At 66.8% G+C, this 20,609-nt stretch carries 18 protein-coding genes; 17 read left to right on the forward strand and 1 reads right to left on the reverse strand.

What is annotated here, in order from left to right; genetic code table 11:
* Window positions 1-75 precede the first annotated feature (75 nt).
* The 6 genes from H587_RS19540 to H587_RS0105380 all read left to right on the forward strand — a co-directional run bounded on the left by H587_RS19540 (window position 76) and on the right by H587_RS0105380 (window position 6,939).
* Complete coding sequence (locus tag H587_RS19540; protein ID WP_051202463.1) at window positions 76-1,086, forward strand: sensor histidine kinase; 1,011 nt, start codon at window positions 76-78, stop codon at window positions 1,084-1,086.
* Window positions 1,087-1,145: 59 nt separating this feature from the next.
* Entirely contained in the window at window positions 1,146-2,189 is a 1,044-nt protein-coding gene (locus H587_RS0105360) for a DUF814 domain-containing protein (protein ID WP_027175396.1), read from the forward strand.
* 93 nt (window positions 2,190-2,282) lie between these two features.
* Window positions 2,283-3,014: a Bax inhibitor-1/YccA family protein gene (locus H587_RS0105365; protein WP_027175397.1), complete on the forward strand. Its 732-nt coding sequence runs from the start codon at window positions 2,283-2,285 to the stop codon at window positions 3,012-3,014.
* 82 nt (window positions 3,015-3,096) lie between these two features.
* The gene (gene lpxK, locus H587_RS17375; protein ID WP_245560826.1) at window positions 3,097-4,200 is read left to right on the forward strand and encodes a tetraacyldisaccharide 4'-kinase; all 1,104 of its coding nucleotides are present in this window, start codon (window positions 3,097-3,099) and stop codon (window positions 4,198-4,200) included.
* The gene (gene rnr, locus H587_RS0105375) at window positions 4,190-6,406 is read left to right on the forward strand and encodes a ribonuclease R (RefSeq protein ID WP_034608619.1); all 2,217 of its coding nucleotides are present in this window, start codon (window positions 4,190-4,192) and stop codon (window positions 6,404-6,406) included. The genes lpxK and rnr overlap by 11 nt, the downstream gene beginning before the upstream one ends.
* Window positions 6,388-6,939, forward strand: coding sequence for a DedA family protein (locus H587_RS0105380; protein WP_027175399.1), 552 nt, complete (start codon window positions 6,388-6,390; stop codon window positions 6,937-6,939). The genes rnr and H587_RS0105380 overlap by 19 nt, the downstream gene beginning before the upstream one ends.
* On the opposite strand, the gene H587_RS0105385 is transcribed toward H587_RS0105380, so the two are convergent.
* Window positions 6,936-7,922, reverse strand: coding sequence for a chemotaxis protein (locus H587_RS0105385; protein ID WP_027175400.1), 987 nt, complete (start codon window positions 7,920-7,922; stop codon window positions 6,936-6,938). The genes H587_RS0105380 and H587_RS0105385 overlap by 4 nt on opposite strands.
* A 169-nt stretch (window positions 7,923-8,091) precedes the next feature.
* Between H587_RS0105385 and H587_RS0105390 the strand changes: the two genes are divergently transcribed.
* From H587_RS0105390 to H587_RS0105440, 11 genes are all read left to right on the forward strand, one after another.
* Complete coding sequence (locus tag H587_RS0105390) at window positions 8,092-8,748, forward strand: LexA family transcriptional regulator (RefSeq protein WP_027175401.1); 657 nt, start codon at window positions 8,092-8,094, stop codon at window positions 8,746-8,748.
* A 138-nt stretch (window positions 8,749-8,886) separates the two neighbouring features.
* On the forward strand, window positions 8,887-9,054 hold the full coding sequence (locus H587_RS20530) for a hypothetical protein (RefSeq protein WP_156904461.1): 168 nt from the start codon (window positions 8,887-8,889) through the stop codon (window positions 9,052-9,054).
* Between the two features lie 492 nt (window positions 9,055-9,546).
* Complete coding sequence (locus tag H587_RS0105400) at window positions 9,547-11,400, forward strand: type IV pilus biogenesis protein PilM (protein ID WP_027175402.1); 1,854 nt, start codon at window positions 9,547-9,549, stop codon at window positions 11,398-11,400.
* Window positions 11,401-11,409: 9 nt separating this feature from the next.
* Window positions 11,410-11,943: a hypothetical protein gene (locus H587_RS0105405; protein WP_027175403.1), complete on the forward strand. Its 534-nt coding sequence runs from the start codon at window positions 11,410-11,412 to the stop codon at window positions 11,941-11,943.
* A gap of 16 nt (window positions 11,944-11,959) precedes the next feature.
* Window positions 11,960-12,493 (forward strand): hypothetical protein, encoded by a 534-nt coding sequence (locus tag H587_RS0105410; protein WP_027175404.1) that lies wholly within the window; start codon window positions 11,960-11,962, stop codon window positions 12,491-12,493.
* Window positions 12,494-12,498: 5 nt separating this feature from the next.
* On the forward strand, window positions 12,499-14,190 hold the full coding sequence (gene pilQ, locus H587_RS17380; protein WP_084630432.1) for a type IV pilus secretin PilQ: 1,692 nt from the start codon (window positions 12,499-12,501) through the stop codon (window positions 14,188-14,190).
* A complete protein-coding gene (locus tag H587_RS19545) occupies window positions 14,187-15,803 on the forward strand; it encodes an ExeA family protein (RefSeq protein WP_051202464.1) in 1,617 nt (538 codons plus the stop codon). The genes pilQ and H587_RS19545 overlap by 4 nt, the downstream gene beginning before the upstream one ends.
* A gap of 13 nt (window positions 15,804-15,816) precedes the next feature.
* Complete coding sequence (locus tag H587_RS0105425; protein WP_034608621.1) at window positions 15,817-17,514, forward strand: GspE/PulE family protein; 1,698 nt, start codon at window positions 15,817-15,819, stop codon at window positions 17,512-17,514.
* Window positions 17,515-17,527: 13 nt separating this feature from the next.
* Window positions 17,528-18,757 carry a type II secretion system F family protein gene (locus H587_RS0105430; protein WP_027175406.1) on the forward strand — a complete coding sequence of 410 codons (1,230 nt, stop codon included), beginning with the start codon at window positions 17,528-17,530 and terminating at the stop codon, window positions 18,755-18,757.
* A gap of 228 nt (window positions 18,758-18,985) precedes the next feature.
* Window positions 18,986-19,393 (forward strand): type II secretion system protein, encoded by a 408-nt coding sequence (locus tag H587_RS19550; protein ID WP_051202465.1) that lies wholly within the window; start codon window positions 18,986-18,988, stop codon window positions 19,391-19,393.
* 136 nt (window positions 19,394-19,529) lie between these two features.
* Window positions 19,530-20,609, forward strand: coding sequence for a type IV pilus twitching motility protein PilT (locus H587_RS0105440; protein ID WP_027175407.1), 1,080 nt, complete (start codon window positions 19,530-19,532; stop codon window positions 20,607-20,609).

Genomic DNA, 20,609 nt, shown 5'->3' on the forward strand with positions numbered 1-20,609 from the left:
GTGAGCGGTACAGGATGGCGGAGCGGGGACGCCGCGTTTTTCGCTGGTCGGCCGGATGTCGGCGGCGGGAGGGACGTGTCGGCGGAACGGCGCGTCCATTCCGTTCTTGTGGTGGACGACGAGGCCCTCATCTGCGTCCAGCTGGGCGAGATTCTGGAGGCCGCCGGCCACCGTCTGGCCGGGACGGCGGCCACGGCGGAACAGGCCGTGGCCCGGGCCCGCGAGCTGGCCCCGGACCTGGTGCTCATGGACATCGTCATGCCCGGCGAAACCGACGGCCTGGACGCCTGTCGGATCATCCAGGAGGAGCTGGGCATTCCGGTGATCCTGGTCACGGCCTACGGCTTCGAGCCCTACCTGAGCCGGGTGCGCGGGGTCGCGCCCTACGGCTATGTGCTCAAGCCCTATGCCGATGAGCAGATCCTGGCCGCCGTGGAGGTGGCCCTGTCCCGGCGGCGCAACGAATGCGCCTCGTCCCGGGCCCAGGGTCTGCGCGTCCGCGAGACCCACCACCGGGCCAAGAACAGCTTCATGCTGGCCCACAGCCTGCTGCGCCTGCGCCAGGAGGAGGTCGATTCCGAGGAGGCCCGTCGCTGTCTGGGCGAGGCCGCCGGGCAGGTCTTCTCCCTGGCCAAGATCCACGAGCACCTGCACGGCTTGGGCGAGGACGAGACCGTGGACTGCCGCGGCTACCTAGAAGGGCTCATCCGCGCCTTGGTCCAGGTCTTCGGCCCGGCGGCCGCGCGGGTCCGGGTGGAACTGGCGGCCGACGACCTGCGGCTGCCGGCCGCCCAGGCCATCCCTTGCGGCCTGGTGCTCAACGAGCTGCTGACCAACGTCTTCAAGCACGCCTTCCCCGACGGCGGCGAGGGCGCGGTGATGGTCTCCCTGCGCGGGAGCGGGGACTCCGTGCGCCTGGAGGTCCGCGACGACGGCGTGGGTTTCTCCTCCAGGGGCGGATCTCGCCACGAGGGGCTGGGCATGGAACTGATCTCGGCCCTGGCCGAGCAGTTGGGCGGCTGGTTCCGCCGGTCCCAGGCCGAGACCGGGGCCGCCTGCCTCCTGGAGTTTCCTCGACAGCCCTGATGCTCCGCCCGGCGCGAATGCGCTTGCCTGCCGGGGCGTCCTCGGGTAAGGGCCCCCGAATGAACTCCCGCACCGACGTTCTGGTCCTGTTTTCCGGCGGCCTGGACAGCATCCTGGCCTGCAAGGTTCTTCAGGACCAGGGGCTCCGGGTTCTCGGCCTGCATTTCGTCACGCCCTTTTTCGGCAAGCCGCGCAAGCTTCCCCTGTGGCGGGAGACCTACGGCCTGGATATCGAGGCCGTGGACGTCTCCGAGGAGTACGTGCGCATGCTGGCCGCCCCGGTCCACGGGTGGGGCAAGGCCATGAACCCCTGCGTGGACTGCAAGATCCTCATGCTTTCCCGGGCCCGCGCGATGATGACCGCCTGTGGGGCCAAGGCCCTGGCCAGCGGCGAGGTGGTGGGCCAGCGGCCCATGTCCCAGCGCCGGGACGCCCTGAACATCATCAGCCGCGACGCCGGAGTCCGGGGCGTGCTCGTGCGGCCGCTCAGCGCCCTGCTCGTGGAGCCCACGGCTGTGGAGGAGGCGGGCTTCGTGGACCGCTCCCGGCTGTTAGACATCGGCGGTCGCGGCCGCAAACGCCAGCTGGCCCTGGCCCGGGAGTACGGCATCGTGGACATCCCCACCCCGGCGGGAGGGTGCTGCCTCACCGAGCCGGAGGCCGCCGCGCGCATCTGCAAGGTCTACGCCCACCGCCCTTCGCCCTCGCCCGCCGATTGCGCCCTGGCGGGCATCGGCCGCCAGTACTGGGCCGGTGACCTCTGGCTGTCCGTGGGTCGCAACGAATCGGACAACCGGCGCCTGGAATCCCTGGCCGAGCCCGGGGACATCCTCTTCAAGACCCGCAATTTTCCCGGCCCCCTGGTTCTGGGACGGGGCGGCTCGGGAACCTGGGATCCCGAGGCCGTGCGCGACGCGGCCGCCTTCACGGCCTCCTTCTCGCCCAAGGCCGTGCGCGTCGGCGGGCCGGTGGAGGTGGGGCTGACCCGCGACGGTCGCCTGGCCCAGGTCGTGGTCCAGCCGGAACGCTCCACGCCGCTCGGCTGGACCGAGCCCACTCCGGACTTCCTGCGCGAGTGGAAGGCCTCCCGCGCGGAGCGCTGACCGCTTTCCCTTGCCAGCTCATCGGAAAGGCCTTATTCTCCCGCTTAGTCTCATCCCGATGAACGGGAGAAAACACGTCCAAGGAGGATCGTGATGGTTCCTTATTCGACCCAGACCGCCCGCGCCCGGACCGAAGTGCTCAGCGCCTTCATGCGCGGGGTGTACGGCTGGATGAGCGCCGGCCTGTTGGTCACCGCCGTGGTCGCCTGGCTCACCGCCACCAGCCCGGCCCTGTTCAGCCTCGTGTTCAGCGTGAACCCGGCAACGGGCGCCGCCGGACCGAGCATGCTCTTCTGGGTGCTGGTCATCGCCCAGCTCGGCCTGGTCTTCGCCCTTTCCGGAGCCGTGCAGCGCATGTCCGGCGGCATGGCCACCGGCCTGTTCCTGGCCTACAGCGCGCTTACCGGCGTGACGCTCTCGTCCATCTTCCTGGTCTATTCCCTGGGCTCCATCGCCAAGACCTTCCTGGTGGCCTCGGGCATGTTCGGGGCCATGAGCGTCTACGGGCTGGTCACGCGGCGCGACCTCACCGGCATGGGCAGCTTCCTGTTCATGGGACTCATCGGCATCGTCCTGGCCTCGCTGGTGAACATGTTCTTTCAGAGCGCCGCCGCCGACTTCGTCATCTCGGTGCTGGGCGTGATCATCTTCACCGGCCTCACGGCCTACGACACCCAGCGTCTGAAGGACATGGGCGAGGTGGCCGCCTACGGCGACGCCACGGCCCTGCGACGGGGCACCATCCTGGGCGCGCTGACCCTCTACCTCGACTTCATCAACCTCTTCCTCATGCTCCTGCGTTTCATGGGCCAGTCCCGCGAGTAGCAGTTCGGGGGGCCCGGCCATGCCGGGCCCCTTTCCGAGCCCCATGCAGCGGCTCCTCTCCATACAGAAGGCCTTGCGGCCCATGCTGACGCCCCTTGGAGCGATCTACTCCGGACTCATGGCCCTGCGCCGCCAGGGGTACGAACACGGCCTGCTGCCGTCCTGGTCCCCGCCAGCGCCCACGGTGGCCGTGGGCAACATCGGCTGGGGCGGCACGGGCAAGACGCCCCTGGCGGGCTGGCTCCTGTCCTGGGCCGAGGAGCGCGGCCTGCGCGCCGCCCTGCTGACCCGGGGCTACCGCGCCCGGCCCAAGTCCTATCCCTACCACGTTCAGCCCGGAGCACTGGCCGAGGAGGCCGGGGACGAACCCCTGCTCCTGGCCCGCGAGCATCCGCGCGCCGTGGTCGTGGTGGACCCGGAACGCTCCCGGGGCGGTCGCTTCGCCTGCGAACGCTTCGACCCCCGCTTCCTGGTCTTGGACGACGGCTTTCAGCACCTGGCCGTGGAGCGGGACATGAACCTCGTGCTGTTGCGGGCCGAGGATCTGGGCGACCAATGGAATCGCGTGCTGCCCGCCGGATCCTGGCGCGAGGGGCGCTCGGCCTTGTCCAGCGCCTCGGCCTTTCTGCTCAAGGTCGGCCCCAAGACCTTCCAGGCCCTGGAGCCGCTGCTCCGCGAACGTCTGGAGCCGCTGGGCAAGCCGGTATTCAGTTTTTCCCTGACTCCCGTGGGCCTGCGTTCCGTGTCCGGCGGCGGGCAGCCCGAGCCCGTGGAGGGCGACTACCTCCTGGTCTCGGGCGTGGGCAATCCGGCCCAGGTGGAGCGCACGGCCGCCGTCTTTCTGGGGCGGCCACCGGCCCGACACCTCGTCTTCCCGGACCACCATTTCTTCACCAAGCGGGACGTGACCCGCATCCAGATGGAGGCCGGAAGCCTGTGTTGTTCGCGGGTGATCTGCACGCCCAAGGACGCGGTCAAGCTCGGCCCCCTGGCCGACGAGAGCTTTTCGGCCCTGGACCTGCGGCTGGCCTTCGGGCCGTCGCTGTTCACCCCGGCCCGCTTCGACGACTGGTTCGGACGTCGCTGGGAGGCCTTGGAGGTGCGCCGGGACGAACGCCTGGCCCGGGCCGCGCGCCGCGCGAAGCCCGGACGGGGCGCAACCGCGGGAGGGGAGCATGGGACGTAGGCGTGGGAAGAAGGTGGAGAAGGAACGCCGCGCGAGCGTGGAGACCAGGGAACTGCTGGCGCTCTTCCGCGAGAGCAGGAAGCCCCTCTCAGGGCGGGAAATCTTCAAGGCCCTGGGCGTGGACCGGTCCGGCCGGGCCAGTGTGCGCGACGGGCTGACGGAACTCCTGGAGTCCGGGACCATCATCCAGATCCGCAACGCCTTCGGCTTGGCCGAGCGGATGCGGCTGGTCACCGGCGTCATGGAGGTCCACCGGGGCGGCATCGGCTTCGTCCTGCCCGACGACCCCCGGCGCAAGGACGTCTTCGTTCCGGCCCACGACATGGCTGGCGCCTGGCACGGCGACCGCGTGGTGGTGGCCATCGTGCGCGAGCGCAAGGACCGCCGGGCCGAGGGCCGGGTGGTGCGCATCCTGGAGCGCGGCCGCAAGACCCTCACTGCCAAGGTGCTCAAGCGCATGGGCCAGGTTTTTCTCTGCCGCCCCACGGACCCGCGCCTGGACTTCGGGGTCATGGCCGCGCCCAGGGACAAGGGGCTCAAGCCCGCCCCGGGCCTGATCGTGACCCTGGAACCGGGCGAGCAGGTGGAATTCCGGCTCTGGGAGGGCGAGATCCTGGACGTCCTGGGCCCGGAGGAGGACGTGGCGGTCCAGGAAGCCCTGGTCAAGACGAACCACGCCGTCCCCACGCGCTTCCCGTCCCCGGCCCTGGACCAGGCCGAGGCCCTGCCCGAGGCCCCCGGTCCCGCGGACTTCCGGGGCCGCGAGGACCTGCGCGGGCTGCCCTTCGTGACCATCGACGGGGCCACGGCCCGGGACTTCGACGACGCGGTCTTCGTGGAGTCGCGCGGTCGGGCTTTCCGACTCTGGGTGGCCATCGCGGACGTGGCCCACTACGTCCGGCCCGGAACGCCCCTGGACCGCGAGGCCGAGGAACGGGGCAATTCCTACTATTTCCCCCGTTCGGTGGAACCCATGTTCCCGGAGCGGCTGTCCAACGGCCTGTGCAGCCTGAACCCGAACACGCCCCGGCTGGCAATGGCCGTGCGCCTGGACTGCTCGGCCAAAGGAGTGCCCGGCGACTTCAACGTCTTTCCCGCGGTGATCGAGAGCCACGGGCGGCTGACCTACGGCCAGGTCAAGCGGGCCCTGCTGGACAAGGACGAGGAGGAGCGCAAGGGCCTGGGGCCGCTCCTGCCCATGCTCGAGAAGGCCGAGCGTCTGGCCCGGCTGATGAACGCCCGCCGGAGCGAACGCGGCAGTCTGGACTTCGACCTGCCCGAGCCGGAGATCCTCTTCAATCTTTCCGGCGAGACCGAGGACATCCGGCCCAAGGTCCGCCACTTCGGGCACCAGATCATCGAGGAGTTCATGATCGCCGCCAACGAGGCCGTGGCGACCTTCCTCTCCGAGCGCGAACTGCCCTGTCTCTACCGCGTGCATCCCGAGCCGGACGCGGACAAGCTCAAAAATCTCTTTCAGCTCCTGGCCCGCACGGACGGCGAGAACGCCGGAAAGCGCGCCCTGCCCAAGGAGATCACGCCCAGCGACCTTCAGGCCCTGCTGGACGAGGTGGAGGGCACGGAGCGGGAGTTCCTGGTCAACCGGCTCATGCTCCGCTCCATGATGCAGGCCCGCTACTCCCCGGTGAACGAGGGACACTTCGGTCTGGCCTCGGAGTGCTACTGCCACTTCACCTCGCCCATCCGACGCTACGCCGACCTGGTGGTCCACCGGCTGGTCAAGACAGCCCTGTCCGGGGCGGGCCAGACCCGCGACCCCATTCCGGCGCACAAGGCCTTGGCCGCCCTGGGCACGCATCTGAGCCGTCGCGAGCGCACGGCCATGGAAGCCGAACGCGAGATCCTCAAGCGCGTCACCGTGCTCTTCCTCAAGGACAAGGTGGGCCGGACCTTCTCCGGCGTCATCTCCTCGCTCATGGACTTCGGCTTCTGGGTCGAGCTGGGTGACGTCCTGGCCGAGGGCATGGTCCGCCTCTCCAGCCTGGACGACGACTACTACACCTACATGTCCGACCGGGAGATGATCGTGGGCGGCCGCACAGGGCGGATCTTCCGTCTGGGGCAAGCCGTGGAGGTGGTGCTTGAGGACGTGAACCTGGAGCGGCTGGAGGTCAATCTGGTCCTGGCCCGGGGCGCGGGCGGAAAATCGCCGCGCCGGGGAGGGAAGTGGAGCTCGCGGGCCTGATCGCGGCCCACGGTTACTGGGCCCTGACCCTGGGCGCCTTCCTGGAGGGCGAGACCATCCTGGTTCTGGCCGGGGTGGCCGCGCATCGCGGCTATCTGGACCTGCGGCTGGTCATTCTGGTGGCCTTCGCGGGCAGCCTCCTGGGCGACCAGTTCTTTTTTCTCATGGCCCGGCGGCACGCGGGCTGGCTCCTGCGACGGCTGGATGCTTGGCGCTCCAAGGTGGACGCCGTGCATCGCCACCTGGAACGGCGCCAACTCCTGATCATGCTCGGCTTCCGCTTCGTCTACGGCATTCGGGTGGTCACGCCGGTGGTCATCGGCCTGAGCCGTGTCCCGGCCTGGCGTTTCGCCGTGTGCAACGCGGCGGGCGCGGCGGTCTGGGCCGTGGTCGTGGGGAGCGGCGGCTACCTGCTGGGCAACGCCGTGAACGTGTTCCTGGAGAACGCCCGCGTGGCCGAGTTGGCCGCCTTCGGCCTGGCGGTCGTTTTGGGCCTGGGGCTGTGGCTCCGGCGGCGGTCGCGTCGCCGCTAGCAGGCCTTCTTTTCCAGTCCCAGCGGTCCCTGACGGGCCTCGATGAGTTCGTAGGCCCGATTGGTCAGGGTCGTGATGTCCGGTTTGGAGACCTGGTCGTCCGCGCCCACGGACTCGCCCTTGTGGCGCAGCCGGTCGGTGATGAGCGAGGAGAACAGGATCACCGGCAGTTCCTTGAGCACCGGGTCGTCCTTGATGCGCTTGGTCAGGTTGTGGCCGTCCATGACCGGCATCTCGATGTCCGAGACCACGATGTCCACGTAATCGAAGAGGGCCTTGCCGTCTCGCGCTGCCTGGGCCTTGATCTGTTCCAGCGTATCCCAGGCCTCCTTGCCGGTGGTGGTCCTGGTGACCTGGAATCCGGCTTTCTCCAACATTCCCGCGATCATGCGGCGGATGGAGGCCGAGTCGTCGGCGATGAGGGCCTTGAGGCACTCCTTGGCCGGGCGTTCACGGCGCATCTCTTCCGGGTTCAGGCGCATGGCCAGGCTGGGGTTGAGGTCGCCGAGGACTTTTTCCATGTCCAGGATGAGCAGGATGCGGTCCTCGAAGCGGACCACGCCCGTCACCGAGTCGTTGGAGAAGGAGGTGATGTGGGCATCAGGCGGCTCGACCTCCTGCCAGCTGATGCGGTGGATGCGGGTCACCCCCGAGACCATGAAGGCCGAAATGGTGCGGTTGAATTCCGAAACGATGACTTTGGCGTCGTCCGAGGCCTTGATGGTCTTCTTCAGCCAGCGCGAGAGATCCACCAGGGGGATGACCTTGGAGCGCAGGTTGAAGGTGCCGAGCACCGCCGGATTGGAACGACCGGGCATACGGGTGACTGCGGGCATGCGGATGATCTCCAGGACCTTGGCCACGTTCACGCCGTAGAAGCCCCGGTACGGCTCACCGCCCTCGGGGTTTTCCTCGTCTATGTAGAATTCGACCAGTTCCAGCTCGTTGGTGCCGGATTCCAGCAAAATGTTGGTCTGGGCCATGCCGACGTCCCCCCTCGGCGTATCCGCCGCATTTTTCTCATCTATCACGCTAGGGAAGATCATTCCGAATGTAAATGGAAAGGGGGCGAGGAACGAAAATAATAATCCTTTGTCTGAATCATTGACAGAGTGTTTAAGAAAAGTTAAGCGAATGACAACAGGAGGCCGCATGGGCCGTCGGGATGGTTTCGAGGCGTTTTTTCAGCGGTTGACCGAGGAGACGGATATCGCCTCCCAGTCCGATCTGGCCCGGGCCCTGGGCCTGGGGCGGGCCGCCGTGTCCCTGGCCAAACGCAAGGACCAGGTTCCGGCCCGCTGGGTTCTCGATCTGGCCCAGGCCAACGGACTGAACCCGGCTTGGCTCGGGGGAGGTCGCGGAACCCCGAGGTTCGCACCGGCCGTTCCCGAGGGCGACGGCTTCGAGAGGGTGCCCAAGGTGCGGGCCCGGCTCTGCGCCGGAGGCGGTTCCTTCGAAACCGATGGGCAGGTGGAGGGCTGGTACGCCTTCCGCGCGGACTGGCTGCGGGCCCGGGGCAACCCCGTGAGCATGGTGCTCATGTCCGTGGTGGGCAACAGCATGGAGCCTGAAATCCGCGAGGGCGACACCGTGCTCGTGGACCAGTCCCGTTCCGACATCCTGGCCGGAGGCATCTACGCCGTGGGCGTCGAGGACACGGTCATGGTCAAGCGCATCGAGAAGCTTCCCGGCCAGCTCGTGCTGCGCAGCGACAATCCGGACTATGATCCCGTGCATCTGGCGGGCGATCAGCTTGACAGCGTGCGGGTCATCGGGCGGGTGCTTTGGGTTTCGCGGGAATACCGGTAGTTTTTTTTGTCGCCGATGTCAATTTTATATTGACAAAAACCAGGCATGGGTTTAGTTATGAACAACATTTCCATTGATGGTGATTGCACGGGGTATCGCGGTTTCGCCTTTCAGAACTTCGAGGCAAGGAGAACGTCCATGCAAAAGAGATTCTGTTCCTGCGGCGCGCCGGTTCTGGTGGAGTACAAGCTCAACAGCGCCCGTCCCTGGGAAACCCGTTTCTGGGGGCAAGGAGCCGTGGAGCGTCGCAGTCTGGCCGTCTGCCCTTGCTGCGGCCGCAGACTGGACATCCACTCCCTGCGATAATTTTTTTCGGCGAAAGTCTTTTTTTCCGCTCCCTCTCCCTCTCGCAAGGTCCGGGCCGTTTCTCCGTCGCGGCGGCCCGGACCTGTACTCCTGACGCGGTGCGCCAGGTGAGTCATTTTTCTGAACGCTGGAGCGATTTGGACTGCGCCCCGCGACTCTCGACCAGCGCCGATTTCCCCGCTCTGCCGACCGCAAACCGTTGACACAGGTGAAGAAGCCGTAACGCCGTTATAATCTGAGCGATTCGGCCTTTTCTTCTCCTGTGAAATTGGCTATGCACTAAAAAATGTCTAAAGATTGTCCGGACCCCTTGTGGCGGCGAGGCGCGCGGGGCGGAAACGACAACGATGACGAAATATGACAATCCAGGTGAAAGCCATTATAATGACTGGGAAAAACAGTCGCTTGGACGGGTGGAAGCGGTTCAGGTCTTCCGGAGGGATGGGCCACGGTGACGCCTGAAGCGGCGGCCGGAACGCGGAAGGACATCGGGTGAAGAAGCGGGACAGACTCGACTCCACGGAAGCCTTGTTGCAGGTCATCCGGGAAGGCGCTTCTCCCCAAGGCGCGCCCGGCCCCGTGTCTTCGGCGGCCGAATCCGCCGCTCCGCTCCGCAAGGTGCGCTTCCGCCGACCCCGGTTTTCCCTCGGCTTCGGCGGCCTGCGGCGCGGGGCCGCGCTGGGTGTGGATCTGCGCGAGGACAGCCTGTGCATGGTCAAGATGTCGCGCGGGGATTCCCCGCGTGTGCTGGACGCCGCGCGCATGCCTTATCCGGACGGCCTGACCCCCGATTCTCCCGATTTTTCCGCCTTCCTTGGCGATTGTCTGCGGCGCATGAACGGTGGTCTGGGGCAGGCCGAAATCTGGACCCTCATCCGTTCCAGCGACTTCGACCTGGTCCCGGTGCTCATCCCCAAGGTGTCTCCCCGGCGGGTGGAGGAGAGCGCCTACTGGAAGCTCCAGAAGGAGCGCAAGTTTTCCGACGAAGAGTCGATGCTTGATCTGCGGTCCCAAGGCCCGGTGAGCGACAAGGGCGTGGACAAGATCGAGGTTTTGGCCTGCCTGGCCAGGCGGGAGGACGTGGAGGCCGTCGCGCGGCTCTTCTCCCGCGCCGGGGTGCAGCTGGCCGGAGTGACCACCATCCCCGGCGTCCAACTCAACGCCCTGCGCCGCGCCGGGACCGACCCTGGGGGCATCGCCGCGATCCTGCACATGGACGCGGGATTCTCCTGCATCACCATCTGCGAGGGCCGCAAGGTGCTCTTCTGCCGGACCATCAAATCCGGAGCCAACAGCATGGCCGAGGCGCTGTTGGAGTCCATGCCGGACGCCTTGCGTGTCCAGTCCCTGGACCTTGCCGCGTCCCGCAGGCTGTTGTCGGCCAAGTTGCTCTGCCAGGAGTCCGCCGCCGGCGGGGAGTGCCTGGACCCCGAGGCGGTCTTTCAGATCGTGGAGCCGGCGATGGGACGCCTGGCGCGCCAAGTGGAGCGCACCCTGGACTACTTCTTCGCCAACTTCGGCCAGCGCGTGGAACGGATCGTGTTTTCCGGGGAGCTCTTCGCCTGCGCCCAGGTGCGCAATTTCATGGCCGGTCAGTTGGGACTGCGCGAGGAGACCTTCGATCCGCTGCTCCACCGAGGCGACTTGGCTCGTTGGGCCCTGGCCGAGGAGTCCGATCGACTGGACATGGCTCTCGCGGGCGCCTTGGCTTTTTCCGACGGAGCGTTCACGCTCAATCTGCACGAGAACTACCGCCGCCGGGCCGCGGCGCGCCGCCGGGCGCGGCTCAACGACTTGGTCGCCGCGGCCGCGGCTCTGCTCATCGTCGTGGCTGGCGGACTGTACTTCCTCGGCCAGACCCAGGTGCGCGGCCGCGAGGCTGAACTGCGGAGGATGGAACAGACACTGGCGCGTTTTCAGCCGCCGTTGGAGGCGCCTGCCCTGCTCAAGCTGGCTGCGGATGTCGGGGTTCTGCGGCGTGATCTCAAGGACGCCGGGGAGCGCCTGGAAACCCTGGCCGTGCTGGCCGAGCTGTCCAACATCCTGCCGCCGAACGTGAAGGTTCTCAACCTGACCCTGGATTTCGGCAAGGCGTCCGCGCCGCAGCCGCAGGGAAGACAGCCCGCCCAGGGGGCGGCGGTCAAGAACGGCCCCACGCGGCTCATGGTCGTGGACGCCATGATTCTGGGCGATCCCGGCGAGTTCGACACCACGCTGTCGCGTTTTCTCATCGAACTGGACGCCTCGCCCCTGTTCGGGGCCCCGGTGATCCATTCCAACGCGGTTCAGGATTTCGTGCCCGAGGGCAAGGTCATGCATGTGGTCCTGCACATCGGGCTGGCTTAGGGGGCGGCGGTGGAATGGAAGCTCAAACCCGAGGACACCCGGCTCCTGCTCAAGTCGCTGTTAGCCCTGGCGATCATCGGGATAGTGGCCGCCGTGCTGGTGATTCCCTCGCGTGCGCGGCTCGCGGATCTGGACACGGCCATCGCCGGGGTCCAGGAGAAGATCGCCCGCCAGGAAGCTTTCGCGCCGATGTTCGCCGAGTTGCGGCGGGCGGCCGAGCGGGAGGCGGGCCTGAGCTTCGGTTTCCCGGCCCATGCTCCGCTGGACCGGCAGAAACTTCAGGATTTGCCGGGGTTGGTGCAGGGCAAGGCGCAGGCCGCCGGCCTGAGCGTCCTGGAAATGACCCTGGACGTGAACTCGGTGCTGTTGGATCGTTCGCGGGTCATGCTTCAGGGGGTTTTTTCCGGTCAGCTCGCGCAGTTCCGGCTGTTCTACCTGGAGTTGCAAAGTCTGCCGAGCCTCAACCGGGTGGAGCGTGTGGAGGTTCGGGCAGTGCCCGAGGGGCTGGAATTTTTCGTTCAGATGCGTTTCGCCCTGACGTGAGCAAAGGTGCTGGTGCGTGTTGCAGAAAAGGCAGGCCATACTGGTGGGGCTCATGCTCCTGACCCTGGGGTACGCGGCGTTCGATCTGCTTTCCGGCAAGCCCGGAAAGCAGGCGGCCGGTCGCCCGAGCGTCGAGGAGGCCCGTCAGGAGGCGGCCAGGACCGTGCAGGCTGCCCGGCAGATGTTGGAAAAGACGCCCATGACCGAGGTGGACCAGCACCGTGTGGACCTGTTGCGCCGGGAGCCCCCGCTCTCGCCGTTCTACGCCTCGGAGGGGGAGTTCTTTTTTCCCGGCTCGTCGGGGGTGGCCGAGGGTGACGGCTTGAGCTACAAGGGGTTCGTGCGCGCGGGGGACCGTCTGCTGGCCGTGATCAGCGGCGTCGAATATGCCGTGGGCGAGGAGATCGAGGGCACGGGCTTCGTGGTTTCGAGCATCCAGCCGAGCTACGTCGAGCTGGTGCGCAAGGACGGCGGCGGCCGCGTTGGCGCACGCAAGCTGCCGTTGGTGGAGGATCCCGTCAAAACCGTGGATGTGAAGGTGGGCAGGTAGAGGGCATGGGATTCTTCATCCGACACCGCGTACTTCGAGCCGCCGCGCTGCTCCTGTGCCTGCTTCCCCTGGCCTGCGCCGAGAAGAAGGCGCCTGAAACCGACCCGGGCATGGACAAGTACAAGGTCATGGCCGAGCAGTCCCAGGGGCATTCCGTGCCCAAGTCCGCCGGGGTGGACCCGGAACGCCGGGAGGTGGTCCACCAGCAGAAGATCGTGGCCCGGCCCACCGAGGAGACAGAGCGCCCCCTGCCGACGGTCAAGGTTTCCCTGCGCATGCACAACGCCGATGTGGTGGCCCTGCTCCAAGCCCTGGCCCGGGCCGCGCGTCAGAGCATCGTGGTCAGCCCCAAGGTCGAGGGCGCGGTCAGCGTGAACATCCAGGACATGCCCTGGGATCAAGTCTTCCGGGGCGTGCTGCGCTCCAACAAGTTGGCCTTCGCCTGGGAGGGCGACATCATCCGGGTCATGACCCTGGAGGACATGGAGTCCGACCTCCAGTTCGACGTGCTGCGCAAGAAGCGCCTCACCGAGCGCCTGTCCATGGAGAAGACCTCGCCCCTGACCACCAGCGTGATCAAGGTCAAGTTCGCGGATGTGAAGAATCTCAAGGACAGCCTGGAGAAATTTCTGACCAAGGATCCGGAGGGCAAGGTGCTCGGCTCCATCGACGTGGACGCCAACACCAACTCGGTCATCGTCCAGACCATCGCCACGGACCAGGACAAGTTCCTCCGGCTGGTGGAGAACCTGGACCGGCCGCGTTCCCAGATCAAGCTGCGGGCCTACATCGTGGAGACCACCCAGGACACCGCCCGGGCCCTGGGCGTGCAGTGGGGCGGTTCCTTCGCCGGCGACGTGCGCTCCGGCAACAAGGCCTGGGTCGTCCCGGGCGGCTCGAACACCTCGGCCACGGACCCCCAGAAGGGCGGGGCCAAGTACAATCTGGGCACGGGCATGTCCGGCCTGGGCTACGGCCTGGATTTCACGCCGAGCAACTACCCGAAGCAGGGCGGCACCGGCGCCACGGCCCTGGGACTCATGTTCGGCAAGATCGGCGGCAACATCCTGGAACTCCAGCTCAAGGCTCTGCAGGACGAGGGCAAGCTGAACATCATCTCCAGCCCCTCCATCACCACCCTGGACAACCAGAAGGCCTACACCGAGAGCGGGGAGCGGGTGCCGTACCAGACCATCGAGGGCACGGGCGCGGACCAGACCACCTCCGTGGAGTTCCAGGACGTGGTCCTGCGCCTGGAGATCACCCCGCACATCATCGACGCGGACTTCCTCAAACTGGCCGTGCTCATCAAGAAGGACGAGGTGGACACGTCCCGGGAGGTGGACGGCAACCCGTTCATCATCAAGAAACAGACCGAGACCACGCTCATCGCCCGCGACGGCGAGACCGTGGTCATCTCCGGCCTGAGCAAGCAGCGCACGTCCAAGGCCAGCGCGGGCGTTCCGGGACTCAAGAACGCGCCCGGCGTGGGCTGGCTCTTCGGCAGCAAGGAGAGCACCGAGACCCTCGACGAGTACCTCATCTTCATCACCCCCGAGGTGCTGGCCGAGTGGCGGCCGGGAGAGATCCAGAAGACGTTGTCGGAAATCGAGCGGGAGCTTGAGGACAAGCGCCGCCGCGAGGCCGCCGAGATCGAGGCCGCTTCCGGCGCGCGCCCGACGGAGGCCCGTCAGTGAACTATTACGCGCCCCTTGGGCTGGCCCGAGAGCCTTTCTCCAACTCGCCGGACCCCAATTTCCTTTACGACTCGGTCCAGCACGCCTCCTGCCTCCAGCAGCTGGAGATTTCGGTGCGCCTGCGGCGTGGGCTGTGCGTGGTCACCGGCGAGATCGGCACGGGCAAGACCACGCTCTGCCGCCGCTTCGTCCGGCACTTGTCCCAGAGCCCGGAGATCGCCGTGCATCTCCTGCTTGACCCGCTTTTCCCCTCGGGCGAGGCCTTCCTGCGCGTGCTCTTCGGCTTCTTCACCGGCCGCGAGGCCGCGCCCGGCGTGGATGTCTGGCGGCTCAAGGAGGGCATCAAGAAGGCCCTCTTCCGCCTGGGCGTGCGTGAAGGCCGCCTGCCGGTGCTGATCATCGACGAAGGGCAGAAGCTCACGCCCGAATGCCTGGAGCTGCTGCGCGAACTGTTGAACTACGAGACCAACGCCCAGAAACTTCTGCAGATCGTGGTCTTCGCCCAGCGCGAGATCGAGCCTGTGCTGGAGGAGATGCGGAACCTTCTGGACCGGGTCAACTGCTACCACCGCCTGCGGCCCCTGGATTTCGCCGAGACGCGGGCCATGATCCGCTTCCGGCTGACCGAGGCCGCCGCGGACAAGAGCGCCCCGCCGGACCTTTTCTCCGGCCTGGCCTGCTGGGCCGTGCATCGGGCCAGCGGCGGCTACCCGCGGCGCATCGTGCGGCTCTGCCACAAGGTCGTTCTGGAGCTGCTCATCCGCCGCAAGGGCCGCGCGGGCTGGCGGCTGGTGCGCGCCTGCGTGGGGCAGGAGCGGCGCCAGGTGCGCCGGGCATTCAGTCACGCGGTCATCGCTCTGTCCGTCCTGTTCATGGCCTGCGCCGGGGTCTGGGCTCTGTACCGCTTCGATCTGGGCGGCGTGCGCCAGAACCGGACCATCGCCGGGCTCACCGAGGCCGCCGCGCGCATCCTGCCCGTCGAGCCCGCCAGGGAAGTGCGCCGTCCCGTGGCCGAGCCCGTGACCGAGACTCCGGCCGCGCCCGTGGTCGTCCCCGCTCCGGCGGAGCAGGAGGCTCCGGCGGCGTCCGCTCCCTCCAGGGAGGAACCCGCCGTGCTCGGTACGCTGCGCCTGGAGCAGGGCGAGCTTCCGAGAGAAGTGGTCCGCGACGTTTACGGCGCGGCGAGTGACGAACTTTTGGCCCTCGTGCTGGCCGCCAACCCCAGCCTGAAGTCGCCCGACGAATCCCGGCCCGGACTGGAAATCCGCCTGCCCGAGCCCCCGGAGAATCGCGACCCGGCCTTCAAGCGGCTCATCTGGGTGCAGCTGGCCCGCGCCGGAAGCCTGGACAAGGCCTACGCCGAACTGCGGAGGCTGGGACGCCTTTCCACTCCCCTGCGGCTGTTGGTCTGGCGCGGCCGGGGGCAGGGCGCCGAGTTTTCCGTGGTCGCGGAGACCCCGTTCTTGAGCGAATCCCCGGCGCTGGCCCTCATCGGCTCACTGCCTGCCGGCCTGAAGGACGAGGCCCGCATGCTCCAGTTCGCCCGCAAGGATGGGCGATTCCTGGGCCGCCTGGACGCGACCACCCTGCGCCTGGTTAAGAACGGCGGATAGGCGGAAGGACATCATGGCCATTCGTGAGCGCAAGCGTCTGGGCGAGCTGCTCCTGGAGAACGGGATGATCTCCCAGTCCCAGCTGGAGCAGGCCCTGGCCGGGCAGAAGGAGTCCGGCCTCAAACTCGGCCAGTACCTCATCCAGTCCGGCCTGCTCAAGGAGCAGCAGATCGTCGATCTGGTCAGCCGCCAGCTCAAGATTCCCAAGTATTCCCCGGACAAGTATCCCTATGAGGACGGGGCCTCGGCCCTGGTCTCCGAGGAACTGGCCCAGAAGAACCGTCTCGTGCCCCTGGCGCGCAAGGGCAACCGGCTGCTCATCGCCATGCCCGACCCCATGGACATCAACGCCCTGGACACGGTGGAGATCGCCACCAACCTCGAGGTGGAGCCGGTCATCTGCTCGGAGAACGATTTCGATCTGCTCTTCGACTCCATTTACGGCCGGGGGGGACTGTCCGAGGACGTCTACGACGGCGTGGAGGACGAGGAGACGGCGGCCAAGGAGGAGGAGCCCGGGGACATTGCCGTCGACACCCTGCAGGACGAGGCCGACCAGGCCCCGATCATTCGCATGGTCAACTCGATCCTGAACCAGGCCGTGCGCGAGAAGGCCAGCGACATCCATCTGAGCCCCGAGCGGGAGTACGTCCACTCGCGCTTCCGCGTGGACGGCAAGCTTCGGGCAGTGCCCGCCCCGCCGAAGAACGTCTTCCTGCCCCTGGTCTCGCGCATCAAGATCATGGCCAACATGGACATCGCGGTGAGCAAGATTCCGCAGGACGGCCGCTTCTCCTTCAAGGCCCAGAACAAGGAATTCAACGTCCGCGTCTCGTCGCTGCCCACCATCCACGGCGAGAACCTCGTGCTTCGGCTTCTGGACCGCAACGCCCACGGCCTGACCCTGCCCGAACTGGGGCTGGCCGAGACGGACATGGCCAAGATCCGCAAGGCCGTGGAAAAGCCTTACGGCCTCATCGTCTCCGCCGGACCCACGGGCTCGGGCAAGACCACCACGCTCTATTCCATCCTGCGCCACATCAACCGGCCGGACATCAACATCATCACCCTGGAAGACCCGGTGGAGTACCGCATCCAGGGCATCCGCCAAGTACAGCTCAACCGCCGCGCGGGCATGACCTTCGCCTCGGGCCTGCGCTCCATCCTGCGCCAGGATCCGGACGTCATCCTGGTGGGCGAGATCCGCGACCAGGAGACGGCCTCCATCGCCACCCAGGCGGCCCTCACCGGCCACAAGGTGCTGACCACCCTGCACACCAACGACGCGGCCTCGGCCACCGTGCGGCTCATCGACATGGGCGTGGAGCCCTTCCTCGTCTCCTCGGTCATGCTCGTCACGGTGAGCCAGCGCCTCGTGCGCCGCAACTGCCCGCACTGCCTGGAGGAGTACACGCCCTCCGAAGAGCTGCAACGGACCCTCGGCCTGACCCCGGGGAAATACGTCTTCAAACGCGGGACGGGCTGCCGCAAGTGCATGCAGACCGGTTTTTCCGGCCGCATGGCCCTGTTCGAGGTTCTGGCCGTGGACGACGCCATCCAGGACCTCATCCTGAAGCGCGCCTCGGCCCGGGAGATATCCAAAGCCGCCGTGGTCTCCAAACGCATGCGCCTGCTGCGCGCCGACGCCCTGACCAAGGCCGTGCGCGGCCTGACCACCCTGGAAGAGGCCGCCACGGCGGTGATGAGCTGACGGGGAGCCCGGCGTGCCGTCCTTCACCTACAAGGCCATCACGGAGAGCGGCTCGCGGGTCTCCGGCAGCCTGGAGGCCGAGAGCGCCGAGGCCGCGCGCATGCTCGTGGCGGAGAAGGGGCTCATTCCCTCCTCGGTTCGCCGGGCGCGGAGCGGCGGTCAGGTCAAGGCGGGCGGGAGCTGGGCGGCCCGGTTCACGGCGGTCAAGCCCCAGGACGTGATCCTCTTCACCAAGCAGTTCCGCACCATGCTCTCGGCGGGCATCGCCGTGGTCCAGACCCTGGAGGTTCTGGAGAACCAGACCGAGAACCCCAGGCTGCGTGCCGCGATCATCGACATCGCCCAGGACATCCGCCAGGGCGCTTCGCTCTACCGGGCCTTCTTCAAGCATTCAGCGGTGTTCACGCCGCTCTACTGCAACATGATCCGGGCGGGCGAGATCTCGGGCACGCTCATCGACGTGCTGGGGCGGCTCATCTACATCGTGGAGCACGAGTTCAAGGTCAAGAAGGACATCAAGAGCGCCCTGACCTACCCGGTCATCGTGCTCGTGGCCCTGGTCATCGCCTTCTTCGTCCTGGTGCTGTTCGTCTTTCCCAACTTCATCAGCCTGTTCAGGAACGCGGGCGTGTCCCTGCCCATGCCCACCCGGGTCATGATCGGCATCCACGCGATCCTGACGCATTACTGGGCCCTGGTTCTGCCCCTGGTCGCGGGCGGGTTCTTCGGTCTGGCGGTCTGGTTCCGGACGACCCGGGGACGGCTCTTCCGCGACACCATGCTCCTGCGTCTGCCGATCCTGGGCAAGGTCTTCGCCAAGGCGGCCATGGCCCGTTTCGCCAGCATCTTCGCCATTCTCCAGGCCAGCGGCATCACGGTGCTGGAGTCGGTGGAGATCATCTCCGGGACCATCGGCAACGCGGCCATCGCGGCCCAGTTCGACACGCTCCGGGAGAAGCTGGAGCAGGGCCGTGGCCTGGCCGAGCCCCTGCGCTCGGCGCGCTACTTCACGCCCATGATGATCACCATGATCGCCATCGGCGAGGAGTCGGGCCAGTTGGAGGAGATGCTCAAGGAGGCGGCCCAGCACTATGACGACGAGGTGGAGTACTCGGTGTCCAAGATGAGCGAGCTCATCGGGCCGGTGCTCGTGGCGGGGCTTACGGGCGTGGTGGGCTTCTTCGCCCTGGCCGTGTTCCTGCCTCTGGTGGAGCTCATGCAGAAGTCCATGGCCGGGATGTGAGCGTGACGGAAAACCGACTCGGCGGAACCGGGCGCGAATGCCTTTGATCCGGCGGATGATATAGAACGGCAAGGGGTTGCGGGCGGACCATGATTATGTCGCCCGGCTGGCACGGAACTTGTAGTTTTTTGCTGGAAGCCCGCGTCTCCTTTGGGTAAGAGAAGAGGCACTGGCAGGGCTGAAAAAAAACGATCCGCCCCGGGGGGCGGGCACACAGGAGGAGACTTCATGTCCCGCGAAAACAAGAGGAAGCAGGGCGGCTTCACGCTCATCGAACTCATCTCGGTCATCATCATCCTGGGCATCCTGGCTGCGGTGCTGACGCCGAAGTATTTCGACATGAGCACCCAGGCGGAGAACGCGGCCAGGCGAGGCGCCACCTCTGAAGCCGTCGCCCGGTTCAACATGTCGTACGCGAAATATGTTCTCGATCATGGTACGCCGGGTACGTCCGCCACGGTGGGCCTCCCCTTGCTTGCTGTTGACGATTATCTCGGCGTGAGCCCTGTTGATGTTGGCGACTATGAGTTTACTTATACCGCGCCCGATGCCGACAACGTGTTCGTCGTCATCGCCCGGGATGGCTGGACCGGCACGGGAAACTACGGCAACGCCACCATCCCCTGGCCCAAGTGACGTTTGATTGACGCAAATCGACAAGGGAGCCTCCGGGCTCCCTTTTTTCATGGCGTTTCCGCCCGGTCTTGCCTTGGTCCGGCCGGGCGGATAAGGTATCCGAAATCCGAATCTTTCGTTCTCACGCGGAGGCCCGATGGCCCAGATCAACGCCTTCTTCAAGATGCTCCACGAGCACGGCGGCTCGGACCTGCACCTGTCCAGCGGCTCCCAGCCCATGATGCGCCTGCGCGGCGAGCTGCACCGCTTCAAGTTCAAGGTGCTGGGTCACGACGAACTGGTGCGGATGCTCTACGAGATCACCCCGGAGAACAAGGTCAAGCTCTTCGAGGAGACCGGGGACGTGGACTTCGGTTACGACGTGCCGGGGCTGGCCCGCTACCGGGTGAACTTCTTCCGCCAGATGAACGGCATCTCGGCCGTGTTCCGCCAGATTCCCGAGAAGATCCTCACCCTGGAGGAACTGGGCCTGCCGGAAAAGCTCCAGGATCTGGCCCTGCTGCCCAAGGGGCTGGTGCTCGTCACCGGGCCCACGGGGTCGGGCAAGTCCACCACCCTGGCGGCCATCCTGAACTATGCCAACAAGGTCCGCAAGGACCACATCATCACCATCGAGGACCCCATTGAGTTCGTGCACAAGCCCATGAGCTGCCTGGTGAACCAACGCGAGGTGGGCCGCGACACGAAGAGCTTCAAGGCCGCGCTGCGCGGGGCCCTGCGCGAGGACCCGGACATCATCCTGGTGGGCGAGATGCGCGACTACGAGACCATCGCCCTGGCCCTGGAGGCCGCCGAAACCGGCCACCTCGTGCTCTCCACCCTGCACACGGTCTCGGCCGCCAAGACCGTGGACCGGGTCATCGAGGTCTTTCCCGAGGAGATGCAGGCTCAGGTTCGGGCCAGCTTCGCGGACTCCCTGCGGGCGGTCGTGTCCCAGACGCTCTTCCGCCGCGTGGACCGGCCCGGCCGGGTGGCCGCGCTGGAGATCCTCATCGGCGTGCCCTCGGTGCGCAACCTCATCCGCGAGGGCAAGAACCACCAGATCGCCTCCATGATCCAGACCGGCCGGGAGCACGGCATGCAGTCCGTGGACGACGACATCCTGCGCTACCTCCAGAAGGGCATGATCGACCCGGACACGGCCTACGTCTACGCCCAGAACAAGGACCGGGTACGGCCCTTCATGAAGAACGGCGGCCCGCGCAAGGAGGTCTGA

The sequence above is a fragment of the Desulfovibrio aminophilus DSM 12254 genome, assembly GCF_000422565.1.
Lineage (GTDB): Bacteria > Desulfobacterota > Desulfovibrionia > Desulfovibrionales > Desulfovibrionaceae > Aminidesulfovibrio > Aminidesulfovibrio aminophilus.

Excerpts from the sequence above, each read along its gene's own strand:
- H587_RS0105360 (WP_027175396.1), top strand. The coding sequence starts at position 1,146 with ATGAACTCCCGCACCGACGTTCTGGTCCTGTTTTCCGGCGGCCTGGAC.
- rnr (WP_034608619.1), top strand. The coding sequence starts at position 4,190 with ATGGGACGTAGGCGTGGGAAGAAGGTGGAGAAGGAACGCCGCGCGAGC.
- lpxK (WP_245560826.1), top strand. The coding sequence starts at position 3,097 with ATGCTGACGCCCCTTGGAGCGATCTACTCCGGACTCATGGCCCTGCGC.
- H587_RS19550 (WP_051202465.1), top strand. The coding sequence starts at position 18,986 with ATGTCCCGCGAAAACAAGAGGAAGCAGGGCGGCTTCACGCTCATCGAA.
- H587_RS0105385 (WP_027175400.1), bottom strand. The coding sequence starts at position 7,922 with ATGGCCCAGACCAACATTTTGCTGGAATCCGGCACCAACGAGCTGGAA.
- H587_RS0105425 (WP_034608621.1), top strand. The coding sequence starts at position 15,817 with ATGGCCATTCGTGAGCGCAAGCGTCTGGGCGAGCTGCTCCTGGAGAAC.
- H587_RS0105365 (WP_027175397.1), top strand. The coding sequence starts at position 2,283 with ATGGTTCCTTATTCGACCCAGACCGCCCGCGCCCGGACCGAAGTGCTC.
- H587_RS0105390 (WP_027175401.1), top strand. The coding sequence starts at position 8,092 with ATGGGCCGTCGGGATGGTTTCGAGGCGTTTTTTCAGCGGTTGACCGAG.
- H587_RS20530 (WP_156904461.1), top strand. The coding sequence starts at position 8,887 with ATGCAAAAGAGATTCTGTTCCTGCGGCGCGCCGGTTCTGGTGGAGTAC.
- pilQ (WP_084630432.1), top strand. The coding sequence starts at position 12,499 with ATGGGATTCTTCATCCGACACCGCGTACTTCGAGCCGCCGCGCTGCTC.
- H587_RS0105440 (WP_027175407.1), top strand. The coding sequence starts at position 19,530 with ATGGCCCAGATCAACGCCTTCTTCAAGATGCTCCACGAGCACGGCGGC.